General features: G+C 69.7%; 13 protein-coding genes. 8 read left to right on the top strand and 5 right to left on the bottom strand.

The genetic code is table 11. The features are described from left to right. Window positions 1-13: 13 nt before the first annotated feature. Both CRP50_RS01345 and CRP50_RS01340 read right to left on the bottom strand, forming a co-directional pair. A complete protein-coding gene (locus CRP50_RS01345) occupies window positions 14-586 on the bottom strand; it encodes a TRAP transporter small permease (RefSeq protein WP_097277173.1) in 573 nt (190 codons plus the stop codon). A 102-nt stretch (window positions 587-688) separates the two neighbouring features. Next, window positions 689-1,684 carry a TRAP transporter substrate-binding protein gene (locus CRP50_RS01340; RefSeq protein ID WP_097277172.1) on the bottom strand — a complete coding sequence of 332 codons (996 nt, stop codon included), beginning with the start codon at window positions 1,682-1,684 and terminating at the stop codon, window positions 689-691. A gap of 111 nt (window positions 1,685-1,795) precedes the next feature. Here CRP50_RS01340 and CRP50_RS01335 point away from each other — a divergent pair, with 111 nt between their 5' ends. The 5 genes from CRP50_RS01335 (at window position 1,796) to CRP50_RS01315 (ending at window position 9,563) form a co-directional block, all read left to right on the top strand. Next, window positions 1,796-2,497 carry an N-acyl homoserine lactonase family protein gene (locus CRP50_RS01335; protein ID WP_097277171.1) on the top strand — a complete coding sequence of 234 codons (702 nt, stop codon included), beginning with the start codon at window positions 1,796-1,798 and terminating at the stop codon, window positions 2,495-2,497. A gap of 154 nt (window positions 2,498-2,651) precedes the next feature. Further along, a complete protein-coding gene (locus CRP50_RS01330; RefSeq protein WP_097277170.1) occupies window positions 2,652-6,302 on the top strand; it encodes a hydantoinase B/oxoprolinase family protein in 3,651 nt (1,216 codons plus the stop codon). 153 nt (window positions 6,303-6,455) lie between these two features. Next, window positions 6,456-8,084 (top strand): GMC family oxidoreductase, encoded by a 1,629-nt coding sequence (locus CRP50_RS01325; RefSeq protein ID WP_097277169.1) that lies wholly within the window; start codon window positions 6,456-6,458, stop codon window positions 8,082-8,084. Between the two features lie 121 nt (window positions 8,085-8,205). Further along, a complete protein-coding gene (locus tag CRP50_RS01320; RefSeq protein ID WP_097277168.1) occupies window positions 8,206-8,958 on the top strand; it encodes a FadR/GntR family transcriptional regulator in 753 nt (250 codons plus the stop codon). Between the two features lie 353 nt (window positions 8,959-9,311). Continuing rightward, window positions 9,312-9,563, top strand: coding sequence for a hypothetical protein (locus CRP50_RS01315; RefSeq protein WP_097277167.1), 252 nt, complete (start codon window positions 9,312-9,314; stop codon window positions 9,561-9,563). Window positions 9,564-9,627: 64 nt separating this feature from the next. Here the strand turns inward: CRP50_RS01315 and CRP50_RS01310 are convergent, their stop codons facing one another. From CRP50_RS01310 to CRP50_RS01300, 3 genes are all read right to left on the bottom strand, one after another. Then, window positions 9,628-10,812, bottom strand: a complete 1,185-nt coding sequence (locus CRP50_RS01310) for a vWA domain-containing protein (RefSeq protein ID WP_097277166.1) — start codon at window positions 10,810-10,812, stop codon at window positions 9,628-9,630. A 24-nt stretch (window positions 10,813-10,836) separates the two neighbouring features. Continuing rightward, window positions 10,837-11,442 carry a sel1 repeat family protein gene (locus CRP50_RS01305; RefSeq protein ID WP_097277165.1) on the bottom strand — a complete coding sequence of 202 codons (606 nt, stop codon included), beginning with the start codon at window positions 11,440-11,442 and terminating at the stop codon, window positions 10,837-10,839. Window positions 11,443-11,503: 61 nt separating this feature from the next. After that, on the bottom strand, window positions 11,504-12,349 hold the full coding sequence (locus CRP50_RS01300; RefSeq protein WP_097277164.1) for an AAA family ATPase: 846 nt from the start codon (window positions 12,347-12,349) through the stop codon (window positions 11,504-11,506). A gap of 195 nt (window positions 12,350-12,544) precedes the next feature. Between CRP50_RS01300 and CRP50_RS01295 the strand changes: the two genes are divergently transcribed. Genes CRP50_RS01295 through CRP50_RS01290 form a run of 3 tightly spaced genes read left to right on the top strand, consistent with a single transcriptional unit; the run spans window position 12,545 to window position 14,446 of the window. Next, complete coding sequence (locus CRP50_RS01295; protein WP_097277163.1) at window positions 12,545-12,817, top strand: hypothetical protein; 273 nt, start codon at window positions 12,545-12,547, stop codon at window positions 12,815-12,817. 20 nt (window positions 12,818-12,837) lie between these two features. Next, window positions 12,838-13,263, top strand: a complete 426-nt coding sequence (locus CRP50_RS24960; RefSeq protein WP_141415046.1) for a hypothetical protein — start codon at window positions 12,838-12,840, stop codon at window positions 13,261-13,263. A 4-nt stretch (window positions 13,264-13,267) separates the two neighbouring features. Beyond that, window positions 13,268-14,446 carry an MFS transporter gene (locus tag CRP50_RS01290; protein ID WP_141415045.1) on the top strand — a complete coding sequence of 393 codons (1,179 nt, stop codon included), beginning with the start codon at window positions 13,268-13,270 and terminating at the stop codon, window positions 14,444-14,446. Window positions 14,447-14,488 lie beyond the last annotated feature (42 nt).

Raw genomic sequence — 14,488 nt, 5'->3', positions numbered from 1 at the left:
GTGGCGGCGCCCTTCAGCGATCGGCGGGGGTATCGTCGAAGGAGTCGGCGAGGTCCGCCTCCTTGGCGTCGAAGCTCGGCATGTCGCCGCGCAGGATGCGCACCACTTCGTCGGCGAAGGACACGGTGAGCACGATGAGGCCGAGCGTCATGCCCGACTGCGGGATCCACAGCGGCATGGCGACCATACCGAAGGAGACGTCGCCGAAGCTCCAGCTCTCCCACGTCAGGGAGGCGGCCCAGTAGGCGAAGTAGCCCGACGCGAGCAGCCCGAGGCCGCAGCACCACAGCTCGATGAAGCGGCGCAGGCGCGGCCGGGCGCCCTGGATCAGCAGCTCGACGCGGATGTGGCTGCCGGCCCGCAGGGTATAGGCGAGCGCGAGGAAGCTCGACGCCGCCAGGAACCAGCCGGTGAAGTCGGCATAGGACGGCACCACCAGGCCGAGCGGCTCGCCGGTGACCCACTGGTTGACCTTGCCGATGATGTTGGCGCCGACCTGGGCCAGCACGACCAGCGTGATCGCCACGAGGAACAGCGCCGCCAGCACGCCGCTCGCGAGGTAAAGGGTATCCAGCGCCTTGCGCATGGCCGGAACCGTCCTGTCCTGGAAAATGAAGGCGGAAAAGCAGGCTCCCGGCCGCGCCCAGTCAAGGGAGGAGTCGGCGCGGCCGGGGCCTCCACGCTGCCGTCAGTTGGCGGCGCGGTAGGTGTCGAGCACGGCCTTGCCGGACTCGCCGGCGGTCTTGGCCCATTCCTCGGTCATGGTCTTGCCGATGTCGGCGAAGCCCTGCTTCAGCGCGTCGGACGGCTGGGCGACGGTCATGCCGTTGTCGGCGAGGACCTTGGTCTTTTCCTCGGTCTCCTGCTTGCTCATCTCCAGGCCGCGGCTTTCGGCGGCGGCGGCGGCATCGATCACGGCCTGCTGGGTCTTCTCGTCCAGGCGGCGCCACGCCTTGTCGCTGACGACGATGATGTTGCGCGGCAGCCAGGCCTTGGTGTCGTAGTAGTGGCTGACGTAGTCCCAGGCCTTGGAGTTGGCGCCGGTCGAGGGCGAGGTGATCATGGCGTCGACGCGCCCCGTCGCGAAGGCCTGCGGCAGGTCGGGCACTTCCACCTGGGTCGGCACGGCGCCGGCCAGCGTCGCCACGCGCTCGGTGGCGGTGTTGTAGGCGCGGAACTTCATGCCCTTCAGGTCGTCCATCTTGTCGATGGGCTGCTTGGTATAGATGCCCTGCGGCGGCCACGGCACGGTGTAGAGCACCTTCAGGCCCTGCTTCTGCAGCGCTTCGTCGACCGCCGGCTTGGCGGCGTCCCACAGCTTCGCCGACGCGGCGTAGTCGGTGGCGAGGAAGGGCACGCTGTCGATGCCGAAGATGGGGTTCTCGTTCTGCGCCTGCGACATCAGGAACTCGCCGACCGGCACCACGCCCGAACGCACCGAGTTCTTGATTTCCGGGTGCTTGATGAGCGAGCCGGCGGGGTGGACCTTGATGACCAGTTCGCCGCCGGTCTTTTCCTTCACGTCCTCGGCGAACTTCTGGATGTTGAGGGTGTGGAAATTGTTGTCCGGATAGGGCGTCGGCATGTCCCAGGTGGTCTCGGCCAGCGCCGGACCGGCGGCGAGGCCGGTGGAGAGAACGGCCGCGGCCGCCAGCATGCGGGACCGGGTGGTGAAAGCGTTCATTGTTGTGTGCCTCCCGTTCGGCATTTGATGAAGGGTGTACAAACGATCACCCGCGCCTAATATCCGAGTCAATGTGCGGGTTTTGTTGCGCGGAAGAAGGAGTTCCGGTTCATGGCGTCGGCGCGCTTCGGCATCGACTACGAGGTCATCGTCAAGGGCAACAACCTGAAGCTCCGCGAAGGCTTCCTGGCGCTCGCCAACGTGACGCTGATCCGCACGCCCGACGGCCCGTGGCTGTTCGACTGCGGCCATTTCTCCAACCGCATCGGCGTGATCAAGGGCCTGCAGCGGGCGGGGCTGACGCCGGCCGACATCAAGGTGGTGTTCCTCAGCCACCTGCACTTCGACCACGCCAACAACATCGACCTGTTCCCGCAGGCCCGCGTCATCGTCAGCCGGCGGGAATTCGACTACGCCGCCGCGCCGCACCCCGAGGACATCCTGATCCCCTGGCTGATCCAGGACCAGCTGCGCAAGCACGACCTGCACTTCATCGAGGGCGACGGCGAGCTGGCGCCCGGCATCCGCCACATGGCCGCACCCGGCCACACGCCCGGCCTGCAGGTGCTGATCCTCGACACCGACTCGAAGGGGACCGTGGTGCTGGCGGGCGACGCCATCAAGTACGTGAAGGAGGTCATGGCCCGGCGCTGCGACATGGCGTTCGACACCGCCGAGAACGGCACGGCGTCCATCCGCCGTATCCTCGACATGGCGGACCGCATCGTGCCCGGCCACTTCCCCGAACTGCGCCGCGACGGCGACGCATGGCTGTGGGACGAGCCGGCGGAACTGCCGCTGCTCATCCGCTGACCATACGCTGCGCAACATCGCTGCGGGCATGACGGGGTTGGACCTCCCTCTCTTGCGTGACAGCTTCATAATGAGAAATCGTTGACAAAATGTCCACGTCTTATGACGATCCTGTCAACGTAGATTTTCATGCGAGCAGGAGCACCGTCCGGCCATGACCGCCTCCCCCACCTCCGCGTCGACCCCCGTGCACGTGCAGCAGGCCACCGGCCGGTGGCAGTTCTGGATCGACCGCGGCGGCACCTTCACCGACATCGTGGCGCGCAAGCCGGACGGCACCGTGGTCACCCACAAGGTGCTGTCGGAAAACCCCGAGCAGTACCGTGACGCGGCGCTGAAGGGCATCCGCGACCTGCTCGGCCTGCCCAAGGATGCCACCGTGCCGGCCGCCGACATCGAGGCGGTGAAGATGGGCACCACCGTCGCCACAAATGCGCTGCTGGAGCGCAAGGGCGACCGCACCCTGCTGGTCACCACCCGCGGCTTCGCCGACGCGCTGCGCATCGGCTACCAGGCGCGGCCGCGGCTGTTCGACCGCAACATCGTCAAGCCGGAAATGCTCTACGAGCAGGTGGCCGAGATCGACGAGCGCGTGCGCGCCGACGGCACCATCGAGACGCCGCTCGACCTGGAGCAGGCCGACGCCGCCTTGCGCGCCGCCTACGACTCGGGCATCCGCGCCTGCGCCATCGTGTTCATGCACGGCTACCGCTACACCAGCCATGAGAAGCAGGTGGCCGACCTCGCCCGCCGCATCGGCTTCACCCAGGTGTCGACCAGCCACGAGGCCAGCCCGCTCATGAAGCTGGTGGGCCGCGGCGATACCACGGTGGTCGACGCCTACCTGTCGCCCATCCTGCGCCGCTACGTCGACCAGGTGGCCGGCGACCTGGGCGACGTGCGGCTCATGTTCATGCAGTCCAACGGCGGCCTGACCGACGCCCGCCTGTTCCAGGGCAAGGACGCCATCCTGTCCGGCCCGGCCGGCGGCGTCGTCGGCATGGTGCGCACCGCCGCCATGGGCGGGTTCGAGAAGATCATCGGCTTCGACATGGGCGGCACCTCCACCGACGTGTCGCACTACGACGGCGTCTACGAGCGGTCGTTCGAGTCGGTGGTGGCGGGCGTGCGCATCCGCGCGCCCATGATGAGCATCCATACGGTCGCCGCCGGCGGCGGCTCCATCCTGTTCTTCGACGGCAGCCGCTTCCGCGTCGGCCCCGACAGCGCCGGCGCCAACCCCGGCCCGGCCTGCTACCGCCGCGGCGGGCCGCTCGCCGTCACCGACTGCAACGTCATGCTGGGCAAGATCCAGCCGGCCTTCTTCCCCAAGGTCTTCGGCCCGAACGCCGACCAGCCGCTGGACGCCGACGTGGTGCGCGAGAAGTTCACCGCGCTCGCCGCCGAGATCGAGGCGAAGCTCGGCGAACCGCGCACGCCGGAAGAGGTGGCGGAAGGCTTCCTGACCATCGCCGTCGAGAACATGGCCAACGCCATCAAGAAAATCTCGGTGCAGCGCGGCTATGACGTGTCGGAATACACGCTCGCCTGCTTCGGCGGCGCCGGCGGCCAGCACGCCTGCCTGGTCGCCGACACGCTCGGCATGAACTCGGTCTTCATCCACCCCTACGCCGGCGTGCTGTCGGCCTACGGCATGGGCCTCGCCGACCTGCGCGCCATGCGCGAGCGGTCGCTGGAGGTGAAGCTGTCGGACGCCGCCATGGCCGACATCGCCGCCGTCCACGAGGAACTGGGCGCCGACGCCCGCAAGGAGCTGCTCGGCCAGGGCGTCGAGGAGCGCCAGATCACCGTCGTCGCCCGCGTCCACCTGCGCTACGAGGGCACCGACACCGCCATCGTGGTGGAAGCCGCCGACAAGGCCGGCCTGATCGCCGCCTTCGAGGACAACCACCGCCAGCAGTTCGGCTTCGTCATCGAAGGCCGCGGCTTCATCGTCGAGGCCGTGTCGGTGGAGGCCATCGGCGCCACCGAACAGGCCGAAGACCCGGTCATCAGCCGCCCCGCCGACGCCGCCGAGGCGCCCGCCGCGGCCGATACGGTGCGCGTCTACTCGGGCGGCGCCTACCACGAGGCGCCGGTCTACCTGCGCGAGTCGCTGCACGTCGGCGACCGCGTCATGGGCCCCGCCGTCATCATCGAGGCGACGGCCACCACCGTGGTCGAGCCCGGCTGGGCGGCCGAGCTGAACACCCGCAACCACCTGGTGCTGACGCGCATCGCGCCGCGGCCGAAGCGCGTCTCCATCGGCACCGACGCCGACCCGGTGATGCTGGAGGTGTTCAACAACCTGTTCATGTCCATCGCCGAGCAGATGGGTGCGACGCTCGCCAACACCGCCTACAGCGTCAACATCAAGGAACGCCTGGACTTCTCCTGCGCCATCTTCGACGCCACGGGCAACCTGGTCGCCAACGCGCCGCACATGCCGGTGCACCTGGGCTCCATGGGCGAATCGGTGCGCACCGTCATCCGCGAGAACGGCCCCGAGCTGAAGCCGGGCGACGTCTACGTGCTGAACGCCCCCTACAACGGCGGCACCCACCTGCCCGACGTGACCGTCATCACCCCGGTGTTCGACGAGACCGGCAGCGAGATCCTGTTCTTCGTGGCGAGCCGCGGCCACCACGCCGACATCGGCGGCATCACGCCGGGCTCCATGCCGCCCGACAGCGCCACGGTGGACGAGGAAGGCGTGCTCATCGACAACCTGAAGCTGGTCGAAAACGGCCGCTTCCTGGAAGACGAGATCACCGCCGTCCTCAAGTCGGGCAAGTACCCGGCGCGCAACCCGCACCAGAACGTCGCCGACCTCCGCGCCCAGGTGGCCGCCAACGAAAAGGGCCTGCACGAGCTGCACCGCATGGTGGAGCACTTCGGCCTCGACGTGGTGAAGGCCTACATGGGCCACGTCCAGGACAACGCCGAGGAAAGCGTGCGCCGCGTCATCGGCCGCCTGAAGTCCGGCGACTTCGCCTATGAAATGGACGACGGCGCCGTCATCCGCGTGAAGATCTCGGTCGACCAGGACAGCCGCTCGGCCACCGTCGACTTCACCGGCACCAGCGAGCAGCGCCCCAACAACTTCAACGCCCCCAACTCGGTGGCGCGGGCCGCCGTGCTCTATGTCTTCCGCACGCTGGTGGACGACGACATCCCCATGAACGAGGGCTGCCTCAAGCCCATCGAGATCATCCTGCCCAAGGGATGCATGCTGAACCCCGTCTACCCGGCCGCCGTGGTGGCCGGCAACGTGGAGACCAGCCAGGTGGTGGTCGACAGCCTCTACGGCGCGCTGAAGGTGATGGGCGCGGCGCAGGGCACCATGAACAACCTCACCTTCGGCAACGAGCGCTACCAGTACTACGAGACCATCTGCGGCGGCTCCGGCGCCGGCCCCGACTTCGACGGCTGCTCGGCGATCCACACCCACATGACCAACAGCCGCCTCACCGACCCCGAGGTGCTCGAGTGGCGGTATCCGGTGCTGCTGGAGAGCTTCGGCATCCGCGAGGGCTCGGGCGGCGCCGGCCGCCACCGCGGCGGCGACGGCACGGTGCGCCGGCTGCGCTTCCTGGAGCCCATGACCGTCGCCATCCTCGCCAACCGCCGGCGGGTGCCGCCCTACGGCATGGCGGGCGGCGAGCCCGGCGCGCCGGGCAAGACGCTGGTGGAACGCGCCGCCGGCGGCGTGCAGGAACTGGGCTCGACGGACCAGACGGAGATGCACGCCGGCGACGTGGTGGTGGTGCTCACCCCCGGCGGCGGCGGTTACGGCAAGGTCTGATCCGGCCGCACGGGAGCCATTGACGACGCGACGGCCGGGCCTGCCCCGGCCGTTCGCACGTCTGCCCCTTCCCCCGCCGCATCGGCTCCCCTAAACTTGCATACAAACGACCCCGCGAATGGGTCCACGTGCGTCCAGGGAGGATCGGTCGCCATGCATCTGGGTAGCTTCGACTTCGTCATCGTCGGCGCCGGCAGTGCCGGCTGCGTGCTCGCCAACCGGCTGTCGAAGGACGGGCGCCATTCGGTGCTGCTGCTCGAGGCGGGCGGCAAGGACGACTACATCTGGATCCACGTGCCCGTCGGCTACCTCTACTGCATGGGCAACCCGCGCACCGACTGGGGCTTCAAGACCGAAGCCGAGCCGGGCCTGGCGGGCCGCGCCCTCAACTACCCGCGCGGCAAGGTGCTGGGCGGCTGCTCGTCCATCAACGGCATGATCTACATGCGCGGCCAGAGCGCCGACTACGACCACTGGCGCCAGCTCGGCAACCCCGGCTGGGGGTGGGACGACGTGCTGCCCTACTTCAAGAAGAGCCAGGACCAGGCCGCCTGTGCAATCGGCGACTGGCACGCCGAGGGCGGCGAGTGGCGCGTCGAGAAGCAGCGCCTGCGGTGGGACATCCTGGACGCCTTCAAGGAGGCGGCGGTGCAGTTCGGCATCCCCGCCTGCGACGACTTCAACACCGGCGACAACCAGGGCGTCGGCTACTTCCACGTCAACCAGCGCGGCGGCTGGCGGGTGAACACCTCCAAGGCCTTCCTGCGCCCGGCCCTGAACCGCCCGAACCTGCGCGTCGTCACCAAGGCGCACGCGAAGAAGCTGCGCATCGTCGACGGCCGCGTCACCGGCGTCGAGCTGTCGGTGGACGGCCAGGACGCCTTCGCCGAAGCCTCCGGTGAGGTGATCCTGGCGTCGGGCGCCATCGGCAGCCCGCAGATCCTGCAGCTGTCGGGCATCGGCCCCGGCGGCCTGCTGCAGGAACACGGCATCCCCGTGGTGCTGGAGCGCGACGGCGTCGGCGGCAACCTGCAGGACCACCTGCAGGTGCGCTGCGCCTACAAGGTCCAGGGCGTCGAGACGCTGAACGAGCGCGCCGGCAGCCTGGTCGGCAAGCTCGGCATCGGCCTCGAATACGTGCTGTTCCGCAGCGGCCCCATGTCCATGGCGCCGTCGCAGCTGGGTGCCTTCGTGAAGTCCGACCCGGCGCTGGAAACGCCCGACCTGGAATACCACGTCCAGCCGCTGACGCTGGACGCCTTCGGGCAGCCGCTGCACCCCTTCCCCGCCTTCACCGCCAGCGTCTGCAACCTGCGCCCGGAAAGCCGCGGCTGGGTGAGCATCAAGAGCCCCGATCCCTTCGCCCCGCCGTCCATCCGCCCCAACTACCTGTCGACGGACGGCGACCGGCGGGTGGCGGCGCGCTCGGTGCAGATCACCCGGCAGATCGTGCAGCAGCCGGCGCTGGCCCGCTTCAAGCCGGAGGAGTTCAAGCCCGGCCCCAAGTACCAGACCGACGACGAGCTGTGGCGCGGCGCCGGCGAGATCGCCACCACCATTTTCCACCCGGTCGGCACCTGCCGCATGGGCGCCGACGAGGCCGCCGTGGTCGACCCGCGCCTGCGGGTGAAGGGCCTGGCCGGCCTGCGGGTGGTGGACGCCTCCATCATGCCGACCATCACTTCGGGCAACACCAACTCGCCGGTCATCATGATCGCCGAGAAGGCGTCGGACATGATCCTGGAAGACGCCAAGGCGGCGAGCGCGGCGCAGGTGGCGTGACCGGCCGGCGGAGCGCCGACGGCGTTCCGCTTGTGGTCCCACGGCCGGGGCGATATTCTCGGCCCCTCGCGGAGAACGGGGCGGAGCCCCCGACTCCGGCGAGGGAGAGGAACGCCAGCCCATGACCCAGACCTTCGCGCGCCTCGAGGTGTCGCCCGCCTACAAGGTGGTGTACGAGGCCATCGAGAAGGAAATCCTGAGCGGACGCCTGAAGGAAGGCGACCAGCTTCCCACGGAAACGGCGCTCGCCGAGCAGTTCGGCGTGAACCGCTCCACCGTGCGCGAGGGCATCCGCCTGCTCGAACAGTCGGGCCTGGTGCGGCGCGAGGCCGGCCGCCGGCTGCACGTCAACCTGCCCCACTACACCGAGCTGGCGCCGCGCGTCTCCCGCGCCATGGTCATGCAGCGCGTCACCTTCCGCGAGCTGTGGGAGGTATGCATGGTGCTGGAGCCGCAGGCCGCGGTGGATGCCTGCGACCGTGCCTCCGACGCCGAGTTGGACGCGCTCAACCGCAACCTGTGGGAAATGAAGGCGGCGCTGGATGCCGGCACGCCGCTCACCGATCTCGACGTGGAATTCCACGCCCTGGTCGCCGAGGCCACCGGCAACAAGGCCCTGCTGCTGGCGCGCGAGCCCATTTCGCTGCTGTTCTACCCGGCGGTGAAGGTGCTGTTCGAGCGCCCCGAAAGCAGCGCCGTCGCCGGCCGCCGCGTGGTGCAGGCGCACCAGTACATCGTCGACGCCCTCAAGGCCCGCGACGTGGAAACGGCGCGGCTGTGGATGCACAAGCATATGGTCGACTTCAAGCGCGGCTACGACCTGTGCGGCCTCGACATCGACGCCGTGGTCGAGCGCATGCCGGGCCGCGCCTGACACGCCACGGCGCGCGCCGCGTTTTACGACCTTCCGCCTAACCCCATCGAACCGCAGGCGCGGTCGTCGACTGCTGTAGACTGTCGACAGTGACGGTCCTGTCGCCGTCACCAGCCCCTGGGGCTGTTCCGCGCGCGGGCCCACCCGGGCCGGCGGCAGGCGGCGCCGTCGGATGCCTCCCCCCGGATCCTGTCCGCGGACAGGCGGGCCCTCGTCCGGCGACGGCCGGGGGCCCTGCCGGCGGCGGCTCCACCACCCGCAAAAAGTCGCCTCGCCCTGCGTTTTTCTCGCCACGCACAGCCCCGTAAACCGTTGATCGTGTGCCCTTCAAGCGATTGATAAGGAGTTCCTTCATGCGCGTGATCATCCCCGCCGCCGCGGTCCTGCTGCTGGCCGCCTGCGCCAACGACGTCAACGACCCGAACGTCCCGGGCAAGAACGCCATCGGCACCGTCCACCAGCAGTCCATGGAAGGCTCCGCCACCGCGACGCAGGCCGCCCAGCGCGCCCAGGCCGCCGCCGAACGCGCCGCCGCCGCCGCCGAGCGCGCCGAACAGGCCGTCATGCGGATGGAACAGGGCTACCAGTCGAGCCTGCGCAAGTAACACCGCCGCCGGGACGCGGTGCAGCGCCGCACTCCGGCCGCGCTGCACCGAGTTCCGCCCAGCCCTACCGGTTCAGTTCCTGCATGGCGGCGTCCAGGCCTTCCAGCGTCAGCGGGAACATGCGGCCGTCCATGATCTGGCGCAGCATCTGCGTCGACTGGGTGAACTGCCAGTAGCGCTGCTCCGTCGGGTTGAGCCAGACGGCGTGCGGCCAGGTCGCCAGCAGGCGGCGCATCCACACCTCCCCCGCTTCCTCGTTCCAGTGCTCCACTGACCCGCCGGGATAGACGATCTCGTAGGGGCTCATGGCGGCGTCGCCGACGAAGATCAGCTTGTAGTCGGAGCCGTAGGTGTGCAGCACGTCCCACGTCGGGATGCGCTCGGCGTGCCGGCGCGCGTTGTCGCGCCAGACGTATTCGTACACGCAGTTGTGGAAGTAATAGTATTCCAGGTGCTTGAACTCGGTCCGCACGGCCGAGAACAGCTCGGCACAGGTGCGCACGTGGTCGTCCATGGACCCGCCGATGTCGAAGAACAGCAGCACCTTCACGGTGTTGTGGCGCTCCGGCACCATCTTGATGTCGAGCATACCGCCGTGGTGGGCGGTGGAGCGGATGGTGTCGTCCAGGTCCAGCTCCGTCGCCGCCCCCTCGCGGGCGAAGCGGCGCAGGCGGCGCAGCGCCACCTTGATGTTGCGGGTGCCGAGTTCCACCGTGTCGTCGAGGTTCTTGAACTCGCGCTTGTCCCACACCTTCACGGCGCGGCGGTGGCGGCTCTCGTGCTGGCCGATGCGGATGCCTTCCGGGTTGTAGCCGTAGGCGCCGAAGGGGCTGGTGCCGGCGGTGCCGATCCACTTGCTGCCGCCCTGGTGGCGCTCCTTCTGCTCGGCCAGGCGCTCCTTCAGGGTCTCCATCAGCTTGTCCCAGCCGCCGAGCGACTGGATCTTCTGCTTCTCCTCGTCGGTGAGGAACTTCTCGGCGAGCTTGCGCAGCCATTCCTCGGGGATCTGGGCCAGCAGCTCGTCGGCGTCGCCGCCGCCCTCCAGCCCTTCGAACACGGTGCCGAACACGCGGTCGAAGCGGTCGAGGTGGCGCTCGTCCTTCACCAGGGCGGCGCGCGACAGGTAGTAGAAGTCGTCGACGGAGAAATGGGCGCAGCCCTTCTGCACCGCCCCCAGCAGCGTCAGGTATTCGTTGAGGCTGACCGGCACGCCGGCCTCGCGCAGGGCGGTGAACAGCTTAACGAACATGGGACTCCGCACTGTCCGGGTGGCCTAGAACGGCAGGCGGGCCGCCTGCTGCTCGCTTTCCGACATGGACTTGTAGACGGCGATGGCGTTTTCGCGCGCATTGGGCACGCCCAGCTGGTGCGCCCGGGCATAGAGCTTGAACGCTTCCGGCAGGTCGCGGGCAACGCCCGAGCCGTTGGCGCGCATCCAGGCGAGCAGTTCCACAGCCTCCGGCGTGCCCTCGTCGGCCAGGCGCTCCACCTCGGCCACGTGGGCCGGCTCGGCGGCGTTGCGGGCGACGGCGCCCACCACCTCTTCCCACGGCGGCGGCGGCGTCGGGCCTTCGATCTCGTAGACCACCTGCGGCGGCTCGAACCCTGGTGCTGGTGCAGGCGGCGGGGCGGCCGGGCCGAGCAGCGTGATGCCGTCGCGGTTCTGCACGTAGCCGGGCAGCCGGCCGTCGTTCTCGCGCAGCAGGCTGTCGCGGAACATGCCGTCGAGGGTGGGCGCGAGAATGGCTTCGCGCTCCGTCACCGGGGGCGGCTCGTCCTTCGGGCGCGGCTTCGCCTCGGCGGCGAACGCCGGCAGCGCCGCCAGCCCGCAGGCGGCAGCGAGGACGAAGCAGCGCAAGGATCGCATGGTGGTGCGCATGATGCCCCGATGTTTCCCGTCGATCCCCTCGGTCTCCCCTTGCGGCCCCCTGGCCTTCGGTTCAGCGCTTCTCGCGGCGGGCGAGGAAGGCCAGACGCTCCAGCAGATGCACGTCCTGCTCGCTCTTGAGCAGGGCGCCGTGCAGCGGCGGCAGCATGGTCTTGACGTCCTTGGCGCGCAGCGCCTCGGGCGACAGGTCGTCGGCCACCAGCAGCTTGAGCCAGTCGAGCAGCTCGCTGGTGGACGGCTTCTTCTTCAGCCCCGGCACCTCGCGCAGGTCGTAGAACACGGCCATGGCCTCGCGCACCAGCGCCGCCTTCACGGCGGGGAAGTGCACGTCGACGATGCGCTGCATGGTCTCGGCGTCGGGGAAGCGGATGTAGTGGAAGAAGCAGCGGCGCAGGAAGGCGTCCGGCAGCTCCTTCTCGTTGTTGGACGTGATGATGACCACGGGGCGGGTGGCGGCGCTCACCGTCTCGCCGGTCTCGTGGACGAAGAATTCCATGCGGTCGAGTTCCTGCAACAGGTCGTTCGGGAACTCGATGTCGGCCTTGTCGATCTCGTCGATGAGCAGCACGCAGCCGCCCTCGCGGGTGAAGGCTTCCCACAGCTTGCCGGGGCGGATGTAGTTGCGGATGTCGTGCACCCGTTCGTCGCCCAGCTGCGAATCGCGCAGGCGCGACACCGCGTCGTATTCATAGAGGCCGTGCTGCGCCTTGGTCGTCGACTTCACGTGCCACGACACCAGCGGCAGGCCGAGGGCCTTCGCCACTTCCTGGGCCAGCACCGTCTTGCCGGTGCCGGGCTCGCCCTTCACCAGCAGCGGCCGCTGCAGCGTGACGGTGGCGTTGACGGCCACCATCAGATCCTCGGTGGCGACGTAGTTCTCGGTTCCGGTGAATTTCATCGGTCGGCCTGGCGTTCTCTACCTGAGGGATGAAGGATAGGCGACGAAGGTTGCGCATTCGTTGACGCCCTGCACAATGGGCGCAAGTCCTTGTTTTAACGGTTCCAGGGCCGGATTGCGAGTCTTCCGCGGTTGCGAAGAGCCGCGCCACGCGCCATGGTGACGCCCGTTCCCCCTTCGATCCGGACTCCGACCATGCCGTTCCGCCGCCTCCTCGTCCCCGCCCTGGCCGTCGCCCTCGCCCTGCCGCTCGCCGCCTGCGAGCCGAGCAAGGAGGACCTGCTGACCAAGGCCGAGACGGTCGAGACCAAGGCCCAGCTGCGCGAGGCGCTGGGCCAGCCCGACGACATCCAGAAGCTCGGCCCCATCGAGACCTGGACCTACCGCGCGAAGAACGGCGAGGTTACCTTCCTCATCGCCGGCGAGGTCGTGACGCTGAAGACGGCCAGCGGCGGCGCGACCCAGTAAGAGACGGAGCACGGAAAGACATGATGCGAAGCCATCGCCCGGCCGTCGTGCTGCTCGCGGCGCTGCTGCTCGCCGCCGCGCCCGCCGCCACCGCGCAGGACGGCGGCGGCGACCGGGTGCTGACGGCCGACGAGCTGGCGGCCCTGGTCGACGGCGGCGCCGCGTGGGACTTCCGCGCCCCCGGCTCCACCGGCACCCAGACCTTCACGCCCGGCGGCGGCGCCCGCATCACCTGGACGCGGCGCGACGGCAGCGGCGGCGGCGACAGCGCCGGGGCGTGGCGGCGCGACGGCAATGCGCTCTGCACCCGCTGGGACGCCATCGGGCAGGGGCGCGAGACCTGCGTCCACTTCTACCGCTTCGGCACCGGGGTCTACCGCACGCTCGACGCCCGCACCGGCGACGACCGGGCGGTGCTCATGCCGCCGGGCACACCGCAGGACTGACGCCATGACCGAGCCCGCATCCTCCTGCACCGCCGCCGCCTTCACCCCGGTGGAGCGGGTGCTCAGCATCGGGGCCGTGGTGGTGTCGTCCTTCGGCGTCGGCATCTCCTACGGCATCGGCTACCCGCTGACCTCGCTGACCTTCGAGGCCTGGGGCGCCCCGGCGTGGCTGACCGGCCTCGCGGGCAGCATGCCGGCGCTCGCCATCTTCCTGCTGCTGCCGGTGTTCCCGCGGCTGGTGGGGCGGTTGGGTGCGGTGCCGGCCATGACGCTCGGCTGCTTCGTGGTGGCGGCCGGCTTCCTGCTCATGAAGCTGCTGCCCGGCATCGGGCCGTGGATCGCCCTGCGCTTCTTCATGGGCGCCGGGCTGGCCCTGCCGTGGCTGGTGGGCGAGACGTGGATCAACACCGTCACCAGCGACGCCGCCCGCGGCCGCATGATCGCGCTCTATTCCATCGCCCTGTTCAGCGGCTTCGCCGTCGGGCCGCTGGTGCTGGAGGCGGTGGGCACGACGGGCTGGCCGCCCTTCCTGGTGGGCGCCATTGGCGTCGCCCTGGCGGCGGTGCCCATCATCGCCGCCGCGCGCCTCGCGCCGCCCCTGCCGGCGCATCCCGAGACGGGCATCCTCGGCGTGGTGCGGCGGGTGCCGGCGGCCATGGCCGGCGCCTTCCTGGGCGGGCTGCTTGAAATGAGCCATTTCTCGCTGCTGCCCAACTACCTGCTGGCCGGCGGCGCGGAGACGGATCTGGCGCTGCGGTCGCTGACGCTGCTGATGATCGGCGGCATCGTGCTGCAGTTCCCCATCGGCTGGCTGGCCGACCGCCTGCCGCGCCGCACGCTGCTGGTCGGCCTGTGCCTCGCCTTCGCCGTCTGCGCGCTGGCGCTGCCGGCGGCGGCGACTCCGGGGTGGTTCGGCTTCGCGGTGGTGTTCCTGTGCGGCGGGCTGTTGATCGGCTTCTACACCGTCGGGCTCGCCATCCTGGGCGAGCGCACGCCGCCGCAGGACCTGGCCGTCGCCAACGCCGCCTTCCTGATCCTCTACCAGGCCGGCGCCATGATCGGCCCGACCGCCGCCGGCGGGGCGCTGACCCTGTGGATGCCGCACGGCTTCATCGTCGCCGTGGTGGCGGCAGCCCTGGCCGGCGCGGTGCTGTCGGCGGTGGCGGCGCGGCGGGCGGGATAGCGGGCGCTCGCCCCCACCCTTTCGCGGTGGACAGGTCTCGCG

It is taken from the genome of Caenispirillum bisanense (assembly GCF_900230255.1).
GTDB lineage: Bacteria > Pseudomonadota > Alphaproteobacteria > Rhodospirillales > Rhodospirillaceae > Caenispirillum > Caenispirillum bisanense_A.
Note: the sequence above shows the minus strand (reverse complement) of the source record. Positions and strands in the feature narration are given on the sequence as shown.